Here is a 20,939-nt window from a genome sequence, read left to right on the forward strand (position 1 = left end):
CTACTTATATGTTAAGTAGTACTCTTGATTAAATGTAATCAACTTGGTCGATGAGGTGTAAACATCTCAACGACACTTTGCTCATTTTTTTTCGAAATTGTTGGTTTTACATGTTTCAGTAATGAGCTTTCTTCAACAGCAATCTTGGTTCGTCCAACAGATAAACTCACTGGAATTAATCGAACAAATTCATAAAGTTCTTGATAGCTAATTTCACCTTCTTCATCATTATCAGAATCTTCAAACTCGACTGCTGCAATATCTTGCAAGTGTTCAATCAACTCAGCTTCATCAGCACGAATATGCCCAGACGCTAATCCAAACCCCAATACCACTCCTGCACACCAATCTGCTAAAGCTTGAACACGCTCAGACAATACATGTTCATCATCAGGCAAAATGGGTAAATAATCTAATTCATCTTCTGATAAAGCATGCGAAACATCTTCAGATTCCTCAGCCAGTAAATTAAGCGCAGTAGGTTCTAATTGAGGCACATTCAATGTAGACAAAATTTGTATCCACTCCTCATGAGATGGCGGTTCAGTTACACAAACAATACCTGTAAGTAGACCATGTAACTCACTAGGACTAGTAATTTCCTCAATTGAACCGAATTGTTGGTTCCAATCTGTCCAACCTGAAATATCGTCTTGCATTCGCTTTTCCAATCTCTATACTTCTGTATATATTACCTTTGATTGCGAAACTACGCGACCTCGTTATGTTAGAACAATTACAGCGTTTACAAACGCATTTAGGCACGCTTAAACATCGTTTGTCCGAAACCGAACAAATGAATAGTTCTCTTGAAGCTAAGCAGAAAGAACTTCAGGAAACTCATCAAACTCAAACTGCTCAAAAAAATAGCGTCATCACTCAAAAGCAAGAACAGATTGAAAGTCTAAATGACAAATACAATCAATTGGATGGTATTTATAAAACTTTAAATCAAGATGCTACTGCTTTAGCAGAACGTTATAGTCGTTTAGAAAAGAGTTGTACTGATTTAAAAAATAGATTTCAGGAAATCTTGGCTGAAAGGAATGAGTTGAGAGTCATCAAAGAAAAAATGTTGGCTGAACAACGTCAAGCTCAAAAAGAAATTGATGAATTGAAGGCTGAAAATCAACGTTTAATCAAAAAAAATGAACTCGCTAAAACTAAGGTTGAGCAAATCATTCAACGATTGGCCATTTTAGGTACTGATCAAGATCATCATGCCCAAGAAATCCAACAATTAGAAAATCCGGCTGAACAAAATGAGGAAGCATAATTATGTCTGAAGTCGTTACAGTCGAGTTAAGACTAATTGAACAAACATTTAGACTTTCAACCACTCAAGATCGGAAAGATGATTTACAACGTGCTGGTGATTTGCTGAATGAGAAATTTCAAGAATTTCGTAGAAAAGCACCTAACGTAGAACACAATAAGCTCGTTATCATGGTGGCTTTAGAGCTTATGCAAGAAGTTTTAACAATGAACAAATCCTTACAAGAATATTCTCATTGTGAACGCTTACTTGCAACAATCTTGGAAGACGTTGAAAAAACTGTATAAATTTGATCTAAGTTTGCACAGTCAGTTTTACTGAGTGAATTATCACGCAAATAATGGGTACACCAAGGTTTGCCAATCTCACTCATTTCGTTATACTTAATTTAACTCTGGGATGTTCGCCAGCGGGTCTATTCCCCTGCCGATACTTAAACTTATGGATTGTGTTCTGTATATTTAGAGCGTATGCCCACCTCGAGTGGGAAACCCAGCAAGTATACGTCGCGTCCACCTTGAACTCGTCGGGTTCAGGGTAACGACACATGCAGCGGCATCTCCGGAGTCTTTATTTTATTTTTTCTTTTTTCTTATTTTTGAATAAACATCCTTGCGCTTTATCCCAAATTAATAATCAATATTAATAATTTTTGATTTTTATCACATTATTTTCACTATAAACAACTTATTAAACACTAATCTAAAACAAATATACTTAACTCTCAATATTATTTAATTATTTAAACCTATTGCTTTATATATATTTAACAATATAAAAAAATTGACATATTATTTGTAAATTTGGTTAATAATGACCTAGTAACTTTTCTAAAATTTAAATTATTATTCCCCATAATAGAAATTACACAAAAAGTATTTCATTTTAATGTCTTCTTATTGTTTAAAGACTTCATATTATTAGTCAAACATTATAAACAATGAGAATAGATTTATATTTAAAGGAAGAGAATATGTCTAAATTAGCAAAATTGGCTGGGGTTGCGAGTATTGCTGCAATACTAAGTGCATGTGGTGGTGGAAGTGAATCGAAGCTTGACACGCCAAATGATAATTATATTAAACCAGGCGATGTGAGCTCTACATTTATACCTTTTAAAGATAAGGATTTTTTAACAAAACTTAAAGAAAAGCTTGGTTTTTCAGAATCTTTGAATGTCATGGATGATCGATTTAATCAAGCATTAGGACATATGATTGGCGAAACATTGGGTGATGGACCCATTACTCGTACAGGTAGAGTAATTGAATTAACAGATCAAGGAACAAGTGCATTTACAATTTTTAGAAATTCAATTTGTACTGAGCTCACTAAAAGTGGAACTACTCAAACAATCAAGCTAAAAAGTGGTAATGATTCTTGTGCAACTAGTTTCGGCAAGGAAGTCGTAACATTTAAAGGAGGATCTATTTCGCTTACTGAAACATTAAGCTCTACCACAGTTGAGTTTAATAATGCGCTTTATACACCGTGGACTGATACATCTAAACTATATTTAGTCACTGGTAAAATTGTAAAAGATACAGTTGGTTCTAATGGCGCAATTTATTCTGTAAAAGATCCTTTAAAATTCCAGATTGTAGATAAAAATAACCCTAGCACTACATTGGAATATATGGGGCTACAGGATTATGAATACCGTTTTTTTGATGATCAATTACAAAGTGTGTCAAGTAAAGGTACAATCGTTGGCCAACCTAAAGATGCTAATTTTTCATATGCATTTAACTTCAGTGTAACTCAACCATTCGAAAAAGAGTGGTGGAGAATTTACCCGAAAGCAGGCGGTAAGTTAGAAATTATTGATGAGTACAATCAAAAGATTGTCGTTGAACAAACTAAAGATTATTCATCATCCGCATCAGTTCGCTTTAACTCAGGCGTGCCAACTAATGTATCTTGGAGCGATATCGTTAAAAAGAAATAGGCATAAAGCCCCCATCTGGGGGCTTTTTTAACCATTTAATTCCATGTGTTGCGCGTTCTCTGACATTCTAAGCTGCTCATAATGCACTGGATCATATGCGCATGCACTTATCAACAAAGTATAAGTAACTACTGCGATAAAAATTTTCATCTCACATTTACTCATGAACCAATATGTGGGTAATTTAAAGCATGGCTAAAAACAAATAAAACCGATTAAAATTATAAAAACCATCTATTTTTTTAGATTATTAGTTACTCATCTTGAAGCGCACACTCATAATTCTTAGGATCATCACTACATCGTATCTTTTTAAGGATAGACATCATTTCAGGATGATAATGCCCTTCTTTTGTCATCTGAATTCTAGCTTCGCGCATAATTTTCAAATATCCAGGTTTCTCAGCATCTCTAATATTCATCCAAAATTTAGGATCAATTTTAGATTCAGTTTGATCAATAAATTTATAAGCTGGTGTTAATTGCTTGGAAATAATCTCCCTTGCTATGGGCCCCATTCCAGCAGGAAATTTATTTCGATGCATAATCAATGTACCCGTCACTTGAACCAGTGGAAAACGAATAATTGCGCCTCGTACCTCGCCCTTGTTTGTCATTCCACGATAGAGTTCCAAAGGTTCAAATAAGATTGCAGGTGCTGCGATAATATCAACTTCCTTATTGTTGAATTTTCCGCCTACAGAAGTTAAATCCACTGAAACTGGTTGAGCACCAACATTTTGGACTAATTTTTTTTGGGTTGCGTCAAAACTCATTACAGCAACTTTTTTCCCAGCTGCTTTAGATAAAGTATCAATTTTACGATCATTTACCATAATATAAGCAGCACCTAAAGGCACAATACCGACAACCTCATAATCCTTATTGACCATTTTCGAGTCAAATTCAGGTCTTGCTAACAGCTGAATCACTTTAGTCAGTTGTTTATAGTTTTGAACTGCACCTATTGCATCAATACTTCCAACAAAAGAGTTGAATTGCTTAGCACGTAAATTACTTATTCCAGCACCATCACAACGTTTACTTCTAAAGTCTTCAGTTAAAACCCGTTCATCTGTATAGACTTTTAAATTAACTTCAGTGGATGTTTTTTGCTTTAATTTTGGATAATTCAAATCTATCTGCATTTGTAGCTTAGCCGTACGATTGACCGTCATTTGCACGCCGAAATCTTGAGCAACTTTAGCAATTCGTGGTAATTCACTCATATAGCTCGTCGCCTGCTCAAATGCTTCACCATGAGCACCGCTCGGTGAATACACACATAAGGTGACTTGTTTCGGAATCTGTTGCCAAACTTTTGGATCATTCAGTAGTTTTTTTATTTTATTCACAGAATGGCTGGACAGTGATAAATCCAACTTAGAGCTAGTTTGAGCATTTACATGATTTGTGATTAGACCAGAAAGACTAATTACTGTCGTGAGCATAACCATACGATAAGCATGCTTGCTCTTTTTAAATAGACTACCGTTTTTTTTATTTTTCATTATCGTTCCCTTTTCTATTCTTTATGATCAGAGCTTCATTGATCTGATAGAGTTCAGCTTATCGGCTTCAATTAAAAATTAAATTGACCCCAATCTTTTATTTGTTACACCTAGAGTAAATGAAAAATATACTATCGAAAATATTCAAATCAGGTTGAATAAACCTGAGTAAAAATCGATAAACTACTTACCCTTACACATGCACTTAGATTGGTACAGTTTGAAATGCAGTTGCAGACACAACTTTTAAGAAAAAATCTACGTTCTCGTAGAAGACAACTCTCAATTTTTACGCAACGACGTTCTGCTTTTCAGATTTTGTCAAAAATCCAATCTCATTCTAAATTTAAATCTGCACAAAAAATTGGGATTTATTTAGATGCATTCGGTGAAGTTCAAACACATATCCTAATCATGCATTGCTTTTCAAAGCATAAAGTCGTCTATCTCCCAAAAGTCTCCAGACTTGATTCAACTTTAAAATGGGTTCCAATTTCAAAGCATCAATATCTAAATAAACGTTTTACTAAACATAAATTAGGCATGTATGAGCCTATGCATAGATTGGGGCAAAATGTAAAACAACTTGATGTACTGTTGATGCCCCTTGTTGCGTGTGATCATCATGGAACACGTATGGGTATGGGAGGTGGCTTTTATGATAGAACGTTAAAGCATGCGAGCAATCACCCCTATCGCATCGGTTTAGCGCATGACTTTCAATTAATTTTAGATCCTTTAAATCGCCAGCCTTGGGATCAGCCATTAGATGAGTTAATCACCCCTAAAAAACGATTAAAATTCAAACGGAGAATATTAATTCACCCTAAATCCAACTGAATTTATCAAGATTAGTAGAAATAAATCGAATTTTATCGATTTTCACCCTTGTATTTTTTAAATTACACATCACTATAAAAATATGGCAACACCGTTGTCACTCATTAGGAGTGCTCATGACTGATATTATTATGAATGAAGAAAACTTAGAACTTCAGACCCCTAGCGTGTTACCGCTATTAGCTTTGCGTGATGTTGTGGTTTATCCACACATGCAAATTGCGCTTTTTGTCGGCCGTGAAAAATCGATTAAAGCAGTTGATGTAGCTCGTAACAGTGACAATTTAGTTTTTGTAGTAGCTCAACAAGATTCTCTTACAGAAGAAATTGATCACGACAATTTATATCAATACGGTACTGTCGCGAAGATTGTGCAAGTCGTAAATCATGAGAACGATGAAAACTGCATTAAGGTTTTAATCGAGGGTATTTATCGCTCTAAATTGATTAATATTTACGATCAAAACGATTATTTAGAAGCTGAGCACAGCCTTAGCCCAATGACGATCCGTATGGAATCGGCAACTCAACAAACTCGCCTCGAAGAATTACGTGGTCTTTTCAGCCAATACGCTGAAGCAAAACTACGTAATGCGCGTGAGTTAATTAATGCTGCAAATAAAATCGATGATTTATTGCAACTCATGTTCTTCGTCGCAACACGCGTGCCGTTAAATATCGAAGTGAAACAAAAATTCCTCGAACACGATGAATTTGAAGCTCATTTACAAGAGTTAATGACTTATTTGCTTCAACAGTCTGAAGAACAACAGATTGAGCAAAATTTACATGACAATGTAAAACGTCAAATGGAAAAGAATCAGCGCGAATATTTTCTAAATGAAAAAATGAAAGTTATTCAGCGTGAACTTTCTGACATGAATGGCGGTGCTGAAGATGACATTGCTGAGATAGAAAAACGCTTAGCTGAAGCGGATCTTCCTGAGCATGTTCGTAAAAAAGCAGAAGGTGAATTCCGTAAGCTCAAAGCAATGCAGCCTGCATCGAGTGAAGCAGCCGTAGTTCGTAATTACATCGAAACTATTTTAGATACACCATGGAATAAGGCGAGCAAAGTAAGTATCAATCTTGCTAAAGCTCAAGATATTCTTGATGCTGATCATTATGGTTTGGATGAAGTTAAAGAACGTATCGTTGAATATCTTGCTGTTCAGTCACGTGTAAAAAAACTACGTGGACCAGTATTGTGTCTCGTAGGTCCTCCTGGTGTAGGTAAAACCTCATTAGGTGAGTCTGTAGCTAAAGCAACAGGTCGCGAATTCGTTCGAATGGCACTTGGTGGTGTTCGTGATGAGGCTGAGATTCGTGGACATCGCAGAACTTATATTGGTGCGATGCCAGGTAAGATTGTGCAATCACTTTCTAAAGTCGGTGTAAAAAACCCTTTATTCCTACTCGATGAAATTGACAAAATGGCTCAAGATCATCGTGGTGATCCTGCATCTGCCTTGTTAGAAGTGCTTGATCCTTCACAGAATCACAAATTCAACGATCACTATCTCGATCTTGATCTTGATTTATCTGAAGTCATGTTTATTTGTACTGCAAACAGTATGAATATACCTGAAGCTTTGTTAGATCGTATGGAGGTCATTCGCCTTCCTGGTTATACAGAGGAAGAGAAAATCAATATTGCTGAGCGTTACTTAGTACCTAAAGCAATCAAGAATAATGGCTTACGTGCTAAGGAATTAAGTGTACACGAAGAAGCAATTCGAGATATCGTACAACGCTATACACGTGAAGCTGGTGTTCGAAGTTTAGAGCGTGAAGTCTCTAAAATCGCACGTAAAGTGGTTAAAGAAGCGGTTAGTAAAAAAGCGAAAAATCTTCAAATTGAAGTTAATTCGGCAAATCTACCTGACTACTTAGGGCCGCATAAATTCGATTTTGGTATGGCGGAAGAAGAAGCTCAAGTCGGTCGTGTTAATGGTCTAGCTTGGACTTCAGTTGGTGGTGAACTACTGACAATTGAAGTTGCAGCAATGAAAGGTAAAGGCAAATTTGTAACCACTGGTTCTTTAGGTGATGTTATGAAGGAGTCTATTACTGCAGCGATGACCGTAGTGCGTACACGAGCTGATGCTTTGGGTATCGATTCTACTCGCTTTGAAGAAACCGATATTCACGTGCACTTACCTGAAGGCGCTACGCCTAAAGATGGTCCTTCAGCTGGTCTTGCTTTGACGACAGCATTAGTTTCAGCGTTTACTGGCATTGCGATTCGACCTGATATTGCAATGACTGGTGAAACTAGCTTGAGTGGCCGTGCAATGCGTATTGGTGGTTTAAAGGAAAAATTACTGGCTGCACATCGTGGCGGTGTAAAAATGGTCTTTATTCCACAGGAAAATGCACGTGATTTAGTCGAAATTCCTGATAATGTGAAAGAAGGTTTAGATATCAAAGTTGTAAAATCAATTGATGAAATTTTACCACTAGCATTAACCTCTATGCCTAAACCATTAGTAAAAACACCCATTGTGAAAGCAGTTGACGAATCAAAATCTGCACGACACTAATCGGTCTTTTAAGTGAAGAAAGAGAGCTTAGGCTCTCTTTTTTTATAAGATATCAATGGATGCAAATTTAACAACTCATTATGTTTTAACTTTTGATTTTATAAATTCATCACTTTGAAATGTATAATATCGTGAAACTTCTAGTGACACATTTTCATGAAAATTCGTATCTTGACCATTGGTCAAAAAATGCCAGCATGGGTTCTTACTGGTTTTGAAGATTATTTCAAAAGAATTCAACCTTTTGTACAAACTCAAATTGTTGAGCTTCCTATGGCGAAACGCGGAAAGAATGACTCTGAAGCTGATATTTTAAAATACCGTAATATCGAAGGCGATAGCATTTTAAATGCACTGAAAGGAAATGAACTTTTAATTGCACTTGAAGTGGGAGGAAAAGAGTTTAGTACAGAAAAATTAGCTGAAACCATGAAAGGTTGGATGCTTGAAGGGAATGATGTTGTGCTCGCGATTGGTGGACCTGATGGACATTCTGATGCAGTTCGTAAAGCTGCTGCTTGGCACTGGTCTTTATCTAAATTAACGCTACCCCACCCTATGGTTCGCATTCTGTTGATTGAACAACTTTACCGTGCCATGAGCATTAATCATAACCATCCGTACCATCGTGCTGGATAATCGTTCCGAATTTGCAACATGATGTTCAAATTTAAATGGTTACTCTGACTTCTAAAATTTGCGATGATCACCTCATACATCTAAGAATGGAACCACCCTCATGACTATTCAAACGCTACCTGGCTTATTCATATCACATGGCTCTCCAATGCTGGCTTTGAATCCTGAACAGGTTGGTCCAGCTTTACATCGCTTGAGTCTCAATTTGCCCAAACCTAGAGCGATAATCGTCATGTCTGCGCATTGGGAAAGCAATGCACTCGAAGTAAGTACGGGGACCAGACCTGAAACATGGCACGATTTTCGAGGTTTCCCAGATGCACTCTATGAAATTCGCTATCCTGCCCCTGGTGCTCCAGATGTTGCTGAACAAGTTTTAAACTTATTCGCTGAGGCACAAATTACTGCACATGCCAATAGTACACGACCTCGTGATCATGGCGTATGGATGCCTTTATTACATATGTATCCAGAAGCTGATATCCCCGTAGTCGAAATCTCTTTACCCATGACGATGTCTGCTGAAGCGATATTTAAAATTGGTCAAGCTCTCGCTCCATTAAGAGATCAGCAAATATTATTAATTGGCTCGGGAAGCATTACTCATAATTTAAGAGAGCTTGCTTGGCATGGTGAAACGAGTGAAGTTCCAGAATGGGCATCAACTTTTAGAAACTACGTGGTGCAGCAGCTCACTCATTCGGATTATCCTGCTATTTTAGCGTGGAATACGATTCCTCATGTTCATCGTAACCACCCTACGATAGAACACTTTGCACCTTTATTTTTCTCTATGGGCACTGGTGATCGTTTTAGCATTGTACATAGTAGTTTTACCATGGGAGCTTTAGGAATGGATATTTATCGCTTTGATTGAGAGAAAATAAAATATCATTTTTTAAATGACAATCACGAAATAATCATCGATCAATGGATACATTTTGATACTGAAAAGTGCAGAATGTATCCATAATTTTTTAGATCTCCTGCGTTATCCTTCCTCGGATCAATACAATTTAGAAAGCTTGTTATGAAATTAAAATTAATTACCTTGGCTATTTTGCCTATCACACTTGCTGCGTGTCAGACTTCTGATCTACAAAAAGCTGGGGATTTAGCTGTGTCTGTGCTTCAACAACAAAATACTGATCAAACTCTCGCTGCATACCAATGGCAAGCCAATCCACAAAATGCGCCTCAACCAATCACTTTAAACTTCACCGCTGATAAAAAACTTTCAATTCATACGAGCTGCAATACTTTATTTGGCGGGTTTGAGCTAAAAAACAATACTATCGTAGCTGCTCAACTTGCATCTACCATGAAGGGATGTAATGGTTTGGCTGCCGAACAAGAACGCTTTGCTGGAAATCTATTTTCCCAAGCTGCTGTTCCTTTCGTGCTTAATTTAAATGATCGTGATAATCCAACGTTGACTTTGGTACAGCCGAATGGTGAAAAGATTATCTTCACGGGTAAAATGACACCTGAAACCAAATACAAAACTCAAGGTGAAACCATATTTCTTGAAATTTCGCCAGAAACTAAACAATGTACTGGTGTAGCTCCCCAAACTTGTCTACAAGTCAGAGAAATAAAATACAACGATAGTGGTATTAAAACGCAAGTCGATAAAGACTGGACTTTATTCTACGATCAAATTGAAGGTTTTTCACATAGTCCGAATGAACGTCAAATCATTCGTGTAAAACGTTATGAAATTAAAAATCCTGCTGCAGATCAATCAAAGTATGCTTATATTTTTGATATGGCTGTAGAGCGTGAAGCTGTAAAAGGTTCTTTATAAAGAATAAAAAACCGAGGCTAAGCCTCGGTTTTTTTATTTTTGAATATATTCTTAGAATACACCCTGAGCTAACATCGCATCAGCAACTTTTACGAAACCAGCAATGTTCGCACCATCTACATAATTCACAGTACCATCTTCTTGAGTACCGAATTTTACGCAGTTACGGTGAATTTCTTTCATGATTGCATGTAAACGCTCATCTACTTCTTCGAAAGACCAACCTAAACGAAGCGCATTTTGAGACATTTCAAGACCAGAAGTTGCAACACCACCTGCATTGGATGCCTTACCTGGAGCATATAGAATTTTTGCTTCAACGAATTTTTCAACTGCTGCAAGTGTAGAAGGCATATTTGCACCTTCAGCTACGCAAATCACACCATTTGCAAGCAATTTATCCGCATCATCAGCATCTAATTCATTTTGTGTTGCACATGGAAGTGCGATATCACACTTAATACCCCAAGGACGTTGCCCTTCAAGATATTCAAAACCATGCTTCGCTGCAAACTCAGAGATACGACCACGTTGAACGTTTTTAAGCTCCATTACTTCAGCTAAAAGCTCAGGAGTTAAACCGTCTTTAATGTATACAGTACCAGCTGAATCTGAAAGTGAAACAACTTTTGCGCCCAAATACATTGCTTTGTCAGCAGCAAACTGTGCAACGTTACCCGAACCAGAGATTGTAACTACTTTGTCTTTGAAACTGTCGTTACGAGTCTTAAGCATTTCCTCAGCGAAATACACTGTACCGTAACCAGTTGCTTCAGGGCGCGCTAGTGAACCACCAAAAGTTAAACCCTTACCTGTAAATACGCATGAAGTGTCATTGCTGAGCTTCTTCATCATACCCGCCATGTAACCAACTTCGCGGCCACCAACACCAATATCACCCGCAGGAATATCTGTGTCAGAACCTAAGTGACGGTATAACTCGATCATGAGTGCTTGGCAGAAACGCATGATTTCGCCTTCTGATTTACCTTTAGGGTCAAAATCAGAACCACCTTTACCACCACCCATTGGTAGTGTAGTTAACGCATTTTTGAAAGTCTGTTCAAAACCTAAGAATTTTAGGATTGAAAGGTTCACTGAAGGGTGGAAACGCATACCACCTTTGAATGGACCAATTGCTGAGTTGTACTGAACACGGAACGCACGGTTAACGTGTGTTTGACCTTGATCATCAACCCAAGAAACGCGGAATTGAATCGCACGTTCAGGTTCAACTAAACGTTCTAATAAACCATGAGCTGCATACTTAGGGTTCTTTTCAATAAAAGGCCATAAGCTTGTCATCACCTCTTCAACAGCTTGAAGAAATTCTGGTTGATGTGCATCACGTGTTTTAACGTAGTCTAGGAAGTCGTTAAGGCTGTTGTATTTCAACGCTTAATCCTCAGCAGAAAATGGATCAAAATTGGTCAAAATTTCAATATATTGATAAGTTTTGGCGCAAAGTATTAAATATCTTTTACAGGCACTGTACAATAGTTTTCATATTTTTTTTTAATATTTTTTTAATTTCAATTACTTAATTATAGTATTTAATAATTTTAAATTATCAAATTCATTACTTTTAATTATGAATTAATGCTTATTCGGCGCTTTTATTGCGCGATAAATGACCCATAACAGCGCACCCCAAACTAACACTAATCATGTTAAAATCATTCATATTTCGCACCTATGATCTCCTTTTCGCTTGATTAAGTTTTAACGTACATGCACGCACAAATCTCATTGATACAACAAGTTGATGCTTTCCTACCTCAAACCCAATGTGGTCTATGTGGCCACCGTGATGGTTGTTTACCTTATGCTAAAGCTATTGTAGAAGGAGAAGACGCGAATAAATGTGTCCCTGGCGGTCAACCTGTTGCTGACGCAATTGCTCACTTACTGAATCGCCCTAAGCTTAAAGCTGAAGAAAGCGTTTGGCCAATTCAATCTGATGGTCGCCCACAGCGTATGAAAGCGATCATACGTGAAGACGAGTGTATTGGTTGCACTAAATGCATCAGTGCTTGCCCTGTAGATGCCATCATTGGATCAGGAAAGTTAATGCATACTGTGTTAACTGATCTTTGTACTGGATGCGAATTATGTATACCACCTTGTCCAGTTGACTGTATCGATCTTGTTGAAGATTTACAGCCCATACCAAATGAGCAAGCCCGCATCCTAGAACAAAATGATCTTAGAAATCGTTATTATGCTCATATTCAACGTGAGGAAAATCGCAGTCTTCATCGCAAAGGTCCTGTCGTTAAAGCTGAAATTGATACTGCGCTTTTTGCTCAATTTTCAAAACAATTACAATCAGTACCTACTATTCAAACGATAAAAAAAACAGCGCTTCATAAGACATTAGATGCAAAATCTACAATCGAACTTGCCAAATTACGTACACAAATTAAAAAGCTTGAAAAACAACTTGCTGTACGTGAGAGTGTCGATAAGCAAGAGCAACTCAATACTTTATATGAAAAACTCAATTCAATTGAGGGTGTTTAAATGAACGTTAAAACACCTAAAACTGTAAAAAACATGACAAAAAACCAAATTCAAATTTTTTTTGAAAGATTAAGAGCTCAACGCCCAAACCCTAAAACAGAGCTGAATTATTCTTCACCCTTTGAGTTGTTAGTTGCTGTGACCTTATCAGCACAAGCCACTGATGTAAGCGTAAATAAGGCCACAGATAAGCTTTTCCCTGTAGCAAACACACCTGAAGCAATCTATGCCTTAGGTGTAGAAGGATTAAAATCTTATATTAAAACAATAGGTCTCTATAACTCTAAAGCTGAAAATGTCATCAAAGCTTGTGAAATATTGATTAAACAACACAACAGTACTGTTCCTAACAACCGTGCTGATTTAGAAGCACTTCCGGGCGTAGGTCGAAAAACTGCAAATGTGGTATTAAATACCGCTTTTGGTCAACCAACCATGGCCGTTGATACCCACATCTTTCGATTAGGTAATCGTACTGGACTTGCGGTAGGAAAAAATGTACTCGAAGTTGAACACCGTCTAGTTAAAGTGATTCCAAAAGAGTTTATTGTAGACGCTCATCATTGGTTAATTTTACATGGACGTTATTGCTGTATTGCGCGGAAGCCAAAGTGCAATGAATGTGTTGTGAGTGATGTGTGCAACTGGCCTGAACGTTTCGAATATGGAGCGACAAGACAGATCGATTTAAAACAGGTTTAACGATCAAGAGATTTTTTTTGATCTTTTTTCTCTTTATCTAATTTCATCTGTTTTTGACTATCGCGAAGTAATTTAAAACTTATAAATACCAAAAAAGACAATACTGCCAAGCATGCAAGCATCAATAAAATAATGGCAATATTTTTCACTTGTTTACCTTAACATCATAAAAAAGAAGCCCTAATATGACTTAGGGCTTCTTTTTTGTCAAAGCTGAATAATGGTTATTTAGTTTGATCTAAAATTGCAAAAAGTTCTTTTTGAACTTCTTCAATAGGACGAAGTCCATTCAACTTATCATACGTTGGCGCATTTTCACCTGAAGCTGCACGCCCTTGGTAAAAGCCAACCAACTGTTCAGTTTCAGTATGATACGAACCTAAGCGCTTACGAATTGTTTCTTCTTGGTCATCTGGACGCTGAACTAAATCTTCACCAGTTTCATCATCTTTGCCTTCCACTTTTGGTGGGTTGTAGACGATATGATAAACACGACCTGATGCTGGATGTTGGCGACGACCCGATAAGCGTTTAACGATTTCTTCATCAGGCACATCAATTTCGATCACGTGATCAATATCAATGCCTTCTTTTTCCAAAGCTTCAGCTTGAGGAATCGTACGAGGGAAACCATCAAAGATACAACCATTTGCACAATCTGGTTGTGCAATACGCTCTTTAACCAGACCAATAATCAGTTCGTCAGAAACTAGACCACCATTGTCCATTACAGATTTTGCCTGTAGACCGAGTTCAGTTCCTTCACGAATTGCAGCACGGAGCATATCACCGGTTGAAATTTGTGGGACATTGTAGCGCTTGCAGATCAACTGAGCTTGAGTACCTTTACCTGCTCCAGGTGGTCCGAGTAATATAATGCGCATAAATAAACATCCTCATTTTAACTATATCGACGATACTTGGTTAATGTCTTTGGTAGGCACCAATCCAGCATCTATTTATAAGAAAGCCACAAATAAATGAATCAGACCCGCGAAGAAACCTGTTACCCCACCTAGCACAATTAAGATCCATTCGTCTTCCTGGAATGCAGGACGTAATAGATTTTGAAACTCGCGCGGGGTTAATTCACGGATACGTTCTTTAAACATTTGATAGATTTTCTGTGCGCGGCTCGCATTAAAAGCTGGGTCGCATACAGGCACCATCGTAATTTCAATTGAGCGATCGATCAAGTCTGTCTTGAGTTTTGCATACTCTTTTGGACCTAAAGATAGCTGTAATGATGTACGAACCAATGGTGTTTCCATGATTTCATTGATATGACGTTTAACAATACGGCGTGTTTTGTCTTTTTTTCCACCATACATCATTTCCATCATAATAGATTTCAATGTAATCAAATCTTCAGTCACTACACGGGCAAATACATCAGATACTTCTTCTTGGCGCTTCATAAACGCACCTTGAATATTATAAGAACCAATGCGTGGAATGACAGGTTTTATCCAAGGGAATTTACGATCTTTCGTTAATTCAAAGAATTGTGGATAACGTATATAGTGTGGTTCAACTGGATTAAATACCATCCAAATTGCAATCCAATTTGTTAAAAAGCCCCAAATTGCTGCCCAGAATGGTACAGTCCAATGCCAAGGCACCACAAACCAAACGATCATTTGGAAGATACCGAAGAACATACCGATTAATGCACTGATATGCCAAATGAAGTTAATTTCTTTTTGACCCACTTTTAGGAACATATTGACCATCAATTGACGGTCGCCTTCCATTTGACTCACTACCATCGCACGCATATCCACGAGCGACTCAACATTTAAAGTTAATTCGGTTACGAGCTCTTTCAAAACATTTGGAAGTTGCTTATGTGCTTGCGCATAAATACGTCTCTTGATTGAGTAAGGTAAGTTTTCCCATAGAACCGCATTGCGATCCATCATCACTTCATCAATTAAGTGCTCTAACTCAAAGCCAACCTGTTCACCAATGATACGAGCAGTATCCTCGGGATCCATCGCATCTAAGAACTCTCGTAAGGAGCCAAGTTTTGATAGTGTATTGTCGGTAATAATACCCGATATACGTCCTGCCTTACGTGGAACAATTCCTTGCCATCCCACCGGAAGCGGACCTAAGTGAAAACCCCAAAACTTAATTGGATAAAACACCATCTTGAGTGCCATCCAGACGTGAGCCCAAGTCACAAATGCGGTTACTGGGATAATACTCAGTACTGCATAAAAATCAGGTCGATTGACGAAGGCTTGCCACAAATCACTCACATATCCAAACATTCATGACTCTCATATTCATATATCTAATTGCAGTCGAACTTGAGGTATAAAACCATAAAGCTTTCTAAAATCCTACACTTAAGGTGTAAGCAAACTGTAGTTCTGGTTTAGTTTCAAAAATCACTTGGTTTCCTTGCGTGATTTCCTCTCCTGCTTTTATCCCTACACTAAATGTACTAATTCTTTCTTTATTCAGCATGACATAAGATAAATCTATACCACCACCGAGTTGAGATTCCTTTTCACCATTGACTGTTTTTGATTTTAGATGACCAGCAAATGCACCTAAATAAAATCCATTTAAGTCCTTAGTTCCGAGAATTATTGGGTAACGAAAACCGACTTGAGCACCCACATCGTGGTCGTCATTTAAGAAAGCGCCAAGCTTTCCGTATCCAATACCGTATGGAGTGACGTATTCTAAATTCCCATGCGCTAACCGTTGTGTAACACCAGCACCCACATTTATTTTAGAAAATTGTTCTGGTTTCAATTTTGCTTCAGGATAAAACGATGAAAAATCTGCGTATGCTAAATTCCCTACCCACATCATGACAGCAAAGGAAACGATTTTTCTCATTATTTTCTCCATTTTCTCAAACTGAGAACAATATTATTATTCATCCATAGTGATTCGACTTTAACAGAATAATTTTCGTTCTTATATACAACAAGCTTTAAAATTAGTGTCTATTTGGTCAAATTTTAATTTTTATAACATACGAACTATTTATTAATTTTACAAATTTTATAGTCAATCTGAGTTAAAATACTTTGATATAAAGTCAGCTTTTACCCGCAAAAAAGTAAAGATCTATGAAGCAGCAGTTCCCACTGAAGAATGTACAACAAGAAAAGCGAATTTTTCGTAGTCGAGTGGTGTTTGCTATTTGCGTGGTAATATTTTTTTTACTTGTTCTATTGTCTCGATATGCTTATTTGCAAATTGTGCATTACGACCAGTTTAAAGATGCATCGGACAAAAACCGAATTCGTTTACAACCGATTTCCCCTGCCCGCGGTTATATTTTTGATCGTAACGGCATTCTACTGGCTGACAATTATCCAGTTTTTACGGCTACATTAAGTAAAGCGGATGTGCCTGATATTGAAGACACGGTAGAACGCCTTAGAAAGATTATTGACTTGAGCGAAGAAGACATTGAACGCTTCATGAGTCGTGTAAAAACCGCAAAAAAGACTGAACGTGTAACGCTTAAACTAAACTTAACTGAAACAGATATCGCTAAATTTAGCGAAGTAAAGTTTAAATTTCCTGGTGTTTCCATTGAAACCCAAATGACGCGTTATTACCCACATGGTGAATTATTTGCCCATGTTATTGGGTATGTCGGTCGTATTAATGATAAAGAACTTAAAAGCATTGATAAAGATGCTTACGCAGGCACAAACCTGATCGGTAAAATTGGCGTAGAAAAATTTTACGAAGACCTGTTGCATGGTTCACCTGGCTTTGAATCTATTGAGACAGATGCATTTGGTAATGTCTTACGGAAGTTAGGGCGTAAAGATTCTGTACGCGGTAATGACCTCTATTTATCACTTGATTATGGTCTCCAAACAGTAGCTGCTGAGCAACTTGCGGGGCGTCGTGGTGCAATTGTTGCAATGGATCCACGTACAGGTGAAATTTTGGCACTAGTTTCGAGTCCGAGTTTCAACCCCAATTTATTCGTGACTGGTATCAGTCATACAGACTATAGTGCACTGCGTGACAATTTAGATCAGCCGTTGTATAACCGCGCAGTTCAAGGGACCTATCCACCAGGTTCTACCATTAAGCCTATGGCTGCATTAGGGGGTATTCACTACGGTATTGTCGATTGGTCAACTGCTATTTCAGATCCAGGTTATTTCCACTTACCAGGAGACTCTCACAAATTCCGCGACTGGAAAAAAACGGGGCATGGTGTAGTCAATATGCATAAATCCATTGTTGTCTCTTGTGATACTTACTATTACGTTCTTTCTTACCAGATGGGGATTGATCGTATGAACACATGGATGCGTCAGTTTGGATTTGGTGAGAAAACGGGTGTAGACCTTCCTAGCGAAAGCACAGGCTTGTATCCTTCGCCAGAATGGAAAATGCGTACTCGCAATTCTAAATGGCTCAAAGGTGAAACAATCTCAGTCAGTATTGGGCAAGGTGCATTCACTTCTACCCCTTTACAACTCGCGATGGCAACTGCAATTACCGCAAATCATGGCGCCCATGTTACACCGCATGTATTGCGTGAAACCAAAGGAACAAAGCAATTCAAAGTCCACAATGCACCAGATTATAAAATTGCCTTCAATGGTACTGATGAAGATTGGATTAAGATGCGTGATGCCATGGTGGATGTGATCCAATCTGGAACAGGTAAAGGGATTCGTGGTGGACTGCAATATCAAATTGCGGGTAAAACAGGTACCGCTCAGGTCAAGAGTATTGCGCAAGGTAAAAAGTATAACGAAGCTTTATTAACTGAACGTCAACTCGATCACGGCTTATTTGTAGGCTTCGCCCCTGCCGACAACCCAGAAATAGCGATTGCAGTGATATGGGAAAATGGTCGTGGAGGTTCAGGAGCAACCGCGCTCGCACGTCCTGTATTAGATTATTGGTTACTCCATCGTGATCGTAAGCCAATAAAGCCGATGAATCATATTGTCAGCGGCGGCTTAATGACAGCAGGCATTAAGCCTGGTGAATTACCTAGCGGATCTACTAATTTGTCAGCCGATCCAAATGCACTTCCTCGTGAACTCCAAACATCACGTAACAGCAACAGTGCAACGAATGCAACGAATGCAACGAATGCAAACACTGACACTCAACGTAACACGAGTCAATAAATGAAAAATCAACTCCGCATCATTGGTGGTGAATGGAAACGCCGTGTATTACCTTTTGCCACTATTGAGGGTTTAAGACCAACACCAGATCGTGTACGCGAAACTTTATTTAATTGGTTAATGTGGGATATTCAACAAGCGCAGGTGCTAGATGTTTGCGCTGGATCTGGTGCATTAGGTTTTGAAGCGCTATCTCGAGGGGCAGCTCATGTCACGATGATCGAACCTAATTTAGAGCAAAATAAATTTTTAAAATCAAACTTAGCGCTTTTAAATGTGAATAATGCAAAACTGATTCAAAGCACTGCCCAAATCGCGCTAAAACAACTCTCAAACAATCAATTCGATGTAGTTTTTTTAGATCCTCCCTATAGTTTAAATCTTTGGGAGGAGTTGGCTTCATTGATTGACCCAAAACTCAAAGCAGATGCATTTATTTATGTCGAAGCCGATCAACCATTGTCATCACTTAATCTACCTTCTTCATGGCACCTCATAAAAGAAACCAAAGCTGGAACAGTTAAATCAGGCCTTTATCGAAAAATAGATTAGACATTTAAAATGTCTGATTCCAAAAAATCCGAATCAATCTGCCTCGATCGTAGGGAAACGAGGATAAAAACTCGTACCCTATCGTTTGATTCTGTTTCAGCAAATACTCAACACCATATCCAAACGTAATGCTTAATTGTTCCAGATTTGATAAGTCAAAATGACCTGTATCAAGTTTATTCTTCAATTCATTCCGATCAAAAGCCGTGAAATTAAAAAATTGAATACGTTCGGATTGAAAAATTGAATGCGTCAATACATCAAATCTCGAATATTCTTTATCATTTAATTCTGCAATCTTGGTCTGTTCACTATTTAAATCTTCTATGGCAGGCTCATAGTGAAGTTCTTGCTGAGCTTCAAAAAAATTAAAAATGAGATTTTGATCATTCGTATTTTCATCATGATCCAAGGAATTCGCGTGAACGGCAGAAATAGAAAAAATCATCAAAGCTTGTAAATAAAGTTTTAAATTTTGAATCATATTAATTTTACGTTTCTATATCTTATTATTATTTATGAAAAAAAGCCTCCACTCAGGAGGCTTTTTTACTTAAAGCATTAAGCTAGACCTTTTTCTTTAAGTACTTCTAGCATCGTTGAACCAAGTTCAGCTGGGCTACGTGTATATGCCATTCCAGCACGTTCAAACGCAGCGAATTTTTCTTCTGCCGTTCCTTTACCACCTGAAATAATAGCACCAGCATGACCCATTCGCTTACCTTTCGGTGCAGTCACACCAGCAATATAACCAACAACAGGTTTGGTCACATTTGATTGGATATATTCTGCTGCTTCTTCTTCAGCTGTACCACCAATCTCGCCAATCATAATAATTGCATCTGTGTCTGGATCATCTTGGAACAGTTTCAAAGCATCAATCTGATTCATACCAGGGATTGGATCTCCACCAATACCGATACACGTTGATTGACCTAATCCTAACTTCGTAGTTTGTGCAACAGCTTCATAGGTCAACGTACCAGAACGCGAAATAATACCGATTCGTCCTGGCTGATGAATATGTCCTGGCATAATACCAATCTTACATTCACCCGGCGTGATAACACCTGGACAGTTTGGACCCACTAAGCGAGTGCCATTTCCATTGGTTTCTAGATAGCGTTTCGCTTTCAGCATATCAATGGTTGGTACACCTTCAGTGATAACAACAATCAGTCCAACGCCAGAGTCAACTGCTTCAACGATAGAATCCAATACAAATGGTGCAGGAACGTAAATGACCGATGCATCAGCACCAGTCTCTTTCACTGCATCTTTCATTGTATTGAATACAGGTAGATTTAAATGAGTTTGACCGCCTTTACCTGGAGTCACACCGCCCACAACCTTAGTACCATAAGCCAAAGCTTGTTCTGAGTGGAATGTACCATTTTTACCCGTAAAGCCTTGTACCAATACTTTAGTGTCTTTATTAATTAATACGCTCATGATTGATA

21 protein-coding genes and 1 other RNA gene are annotated in these 20,939 nt (G+C 37.9%); 13 read left to right on the forward strand and 9 right to left on the reverse strand.

Translation table 11 applies throughout. From position 1 onward, the window contains the following. Positions 1 to 38: 38 nt before the first annotated feature. Positions 39 to 659, reverse strand: coding sequence for a UPF0149 family protein (locus AC1M9E_RS09680; protein WP_092766815.1), 621 nt, complete (start codon positions 657 to 659; stop codon positions 39 to 41). A gap of 65 nt (positions 660 to 724) precedes the next feature. Between AC1M9E_RS09680 and AC1M9E_RS09685 the strand changes: the two genes are divergently transcribed. From AC1M9E_RS09685 to AC1M9E_RS09700, 4 genes are all read left to right on the forward strand, one after another. Further along, the gene (locus tag AC1M9E_RS09685) at positions 725 to 1,276 is read left to right on the forward strand and encodes a hypothetical protein (RefSeq protein ID WP_035269763.1); all 552 of its coding nucleotides are present in this window, start codon (positions 725 to 727) and stop codon (positions 1,274 to 1,276) included. Between the two features lie 2 nt (positions 1,277 to 1,278). After that, positions 1,279 to 1,563, forward strand: a complete 285-nt coding sequence (locus AC1M9E_RS09690; RefSeq protein WP_180027932.1) for a cell division protein ZapA — start codon at positions 1,279 to 1,281, stop codon at positions 1,561 to 1,563. Between the two features lie 101 nt (positions 1,564 to 1,664). Beyond that, positions 1,665 to 1,848, forward strand: a non-coding RNA gene (gene ssrS, locus AC1M9E_RS09695) — 6S RNA. A 401-nt stretch (positions 1,849 to 2,249) separates the two neighbouring features. Further along, positions 2,250 to 3,224: a hypothetical protein gene (locus AC1M9E_RS09700; RefSeq protein ID WP_481607591.1), complete on the forward strand. Its 975-nt coding sequence runs from the start codon at positions 2,250 to 2,252 to the stop codon at positions 3,222 to 3,224. A gap of 254 nt (positions 3,225 to 3,478) precedes the next feature. On the opposite strand, the gene AC1M9E_RS09705 is transcribed toward AC1M9E_RS09700, so the two are convergent. Further along, entirely contained in the window at positions 3,479 to 4,735 is a 1,257-nt protein-coding gene (locus AC1M9E_RS09705) for a putative solute-binding protein (protein WP_481607590.1), read from the reverse strand. Between the two features lie 225 nt (positions 4,736 to 4,960). Between AC1M9E_RS09705 and AC1M9E_RS09710 the strand changes: the two genes are divergently transcribed. From AC1M9E_RS09710 to AC1M9E_RS09730, 5 genes are all read left to right on the forward strand, one after another. Continuing rightward, positions 4,961 to 5,575, forward strand: a complete 615-nt coding sequence (locus AC1M9E_RS09710; protein WP_481607589.1) for a 5-formyltetrahydrofolate cyclo-ligase — start codon at positions 4,961 to 4,963, stop codon at positions 5,573 to 5,575. Positions 5,576 to 5,691: 116 nt separating this feature from the next. Further along, entirely contained in the window at positions 5,692 to 8,118 is a 2,427-nt protein-coding gene (lon, locus tag AC1M9E_RS09715; RefSeq protein WP_035269773.1) for an endopeptidase La, read from the forward strand. Positions 8,119 to 8,274: 156 nt separating this feature from the next. Then, positions 8,275 to 8,757, forward strand: a complete 483-nt coding sequence (rlmH, locus tag AC1M9E_RS09720; protein ID WP_035268469.1) for a 23S rRNA (pseudouridine(1915)-N(3))-methyltransferase RlmH — start codon at positions 8,275 to 8,277, stop codon at positions 8,755 to 8,757. A gap of 100 nt (positions 8,758 to 8,857) precedes the next feature. Then, positions 8,858 to 9,634 (forward strand): DODA-type extradiol aromatic ring-opening family dioxygenase, encoded by a 777-nt coding sequence (locus AC1M9E_RS09725; protein ID WP_092766821.1) that lies wholly within the window; start codon positions 8,858 to 8,860, stop codon positions 9,632 to 9,634. A 153-nt stretch (positions 9,635 to 9,787) separates the two neighbouring features. Further along, the gene (locus AC1M9E_RS09730; RefSeq protein ID WP_481607588.1) at positions 9,788 to 10,564 is read left to right on the forward strand and encodes a DUF4377 domain-containing protein; all 777 of its coding nucleotides are present in this window, start codon (positions 9,788 to 9,790) and stop codon (positions 10,562 to 10,564) included. A gap of 51 nt (positions 10,565 to 10,615) precedes the next feature. On the opposite strand, the gene gdhA is transcribed toward AC1M9E_RS09730, so the two are convergent. Then, positions 10,616 to 11,959: an NADP-specific glutamate dehydrogenase gene (gdhA, locus tag AC1M9E_RS09735; protein WP_481586470.1), complete on the reverse strand. Its 1,344-nt coding sequence runs from the start codon at positions 11,957 to 11,959 to the stop codon at positions 10,616 to 10,618. A 336-nt stretch (positions 11,960 to 12,295) separates the two neighbouring features. Between gdhA and AC1M9E_RS09740 the strand changes: the two genes are divergently transcribed. Next, positions 12,296 to 13,087, forward strand: a complete 792-nt coding sequence (locus tag AC1M9E_RS09740; RefSeq protein WP_180027938.1) for an RnfABCDGE type electron transport complex subunit B — start codon at positions 12,296 to 12,298, stop codon at positions 13,085 to 13,087. Beyond that, positions 13,088 to 13,789 carry an endonuclease III gene (nth, locus tag AC1M9E_RS09745; protein WP_481597251.1) on the forward strand — a complete coding sequence of 234 codons (702 nt, stop codon included), beginning with the start codon at positions 13,088 to 13,090 and terminating at the stop codon, positions 13,787 to 13,789. It begins immediately after the preceding gene. On the opposite strand, the gene AC1M9E_RS09750 is transcribed toward nth, so the two are convergent. The 4 genes from AC1M9E_RS09750 to AC1M9E_RS09765 form a co-directional block, all read right to left on the reverse strand. Next, positions 13,786 to 13,938: a hypothetical protein gene (locus AC1M9E_RS09750; protein WP_481607587.1), complete on the reverse strand. Its 153-nt coding sequence runs from the start codon at positions 13,936 to 13,938 to the stop codon at positions 13,786 to 13,788. The two genes, nth and AC1M9E_RS09750, sit on opposite strands and share 4 nt — an antisense overlap. A 75-nt stretch (positions 13,939 to 14,013) precedes the next feature. Next, complete coding sequence (adk, locus tag AC1M9E_RS09755) at positions 14,014 to 14,673, reverse strand: adenylate kinase (RefSeq protein WP_035268488.1); 660 nt, start codon at positions 14,671 to 14,673, stop codon at positions 14,014 to 14,016. A gap of 75 nt (positions 14,674 to 14,748) precedes the next feature. Continuing rightward, positions 14,749 to 16,065, reverse strand: a complete 1,317-nt coding sequence (locus AC1M9E_RS09760) for a DUF445 domain-containing protein (RefSeq protein ID WP_035268489.1) — start codon at positions 16,063 to 16,065, stop codon at positions 14,749 to 14,751. Between the two features lie 64 nt (positions 16,066 to 16,129). After that, positions 16,130 to 16,645, reverse strand: coding sequence for a hypothetical protein (locus AC1M9E_RS09765; RefSeq protein ID WP_035268492.1), 516 nt, complete (start codon positions 16,643 to 16,645; stop codon positions 16,130 to 16,132). Positions 16,646 to 16,881: 236 nt separating this feature from the next. Between AC1M9E_RS09765 and mrdA the strand changes: the two genes are divergently transcribed. After that, entirely contained in the window at positions 16,882 to 18,927 is a 2,046-nt protein-coding gene (mrdA, locus tag AC1M9E_RS09770) for a penicillin-binding protein 2 (RefSeq protein ID WP_488224735.1), read from the forward strand. Next, the gene (gene rsmD, locus AC1M9E_RS09775) at positions 18,928 to 19,479 is read left to right on the forward strand and encodes a 16S rRNA (guanine(966)-N(2))-methyltransferase RsmD (RefSeq protein WP_035268497.1); all 552 of its coding nucleotides are present in this window, start codon (positions 18,928 to 18,930) and stop codon (positions 19,477 to 19,479) included. It abuts the gene before it with no gap. A gap of 4 nt (positions 19,480 to 19,483) precedes the next feature. Here rsmD and AC1M9E_RS09780 read toward each other — a convergent pair whose 3' ends face one another. Further along, positions 19,484 to 19,963, reverse strand: a complete 480-nt coding sequence (locus AC1M9E_RS09780) for a hypothetical protein (RefSeq protein WP_488224736.1) — start codon at positions 19,961 to 19,963, stop codon at positions 19,484 to 19,486. Positions 19,964 to 20,040: 77 nt separating this feature from the next. Beyond that, a complete protein-coding gene (sucD, locus tag AC1M9E_RS09785; RefSeq protein ID WP_035268498.1) occupies positions 20,041 to 20,931 on the reverse strand; it encodes a succinate--CoA ligase subunit alpha in 891 nt (296 codons plus the stop codon). Positions 20,932 to 20,939: the final 8 nt, after the last annotated feature.

This window comes from Acinetobacter sp. 24-47-47 (assembly GCF_057737035.1).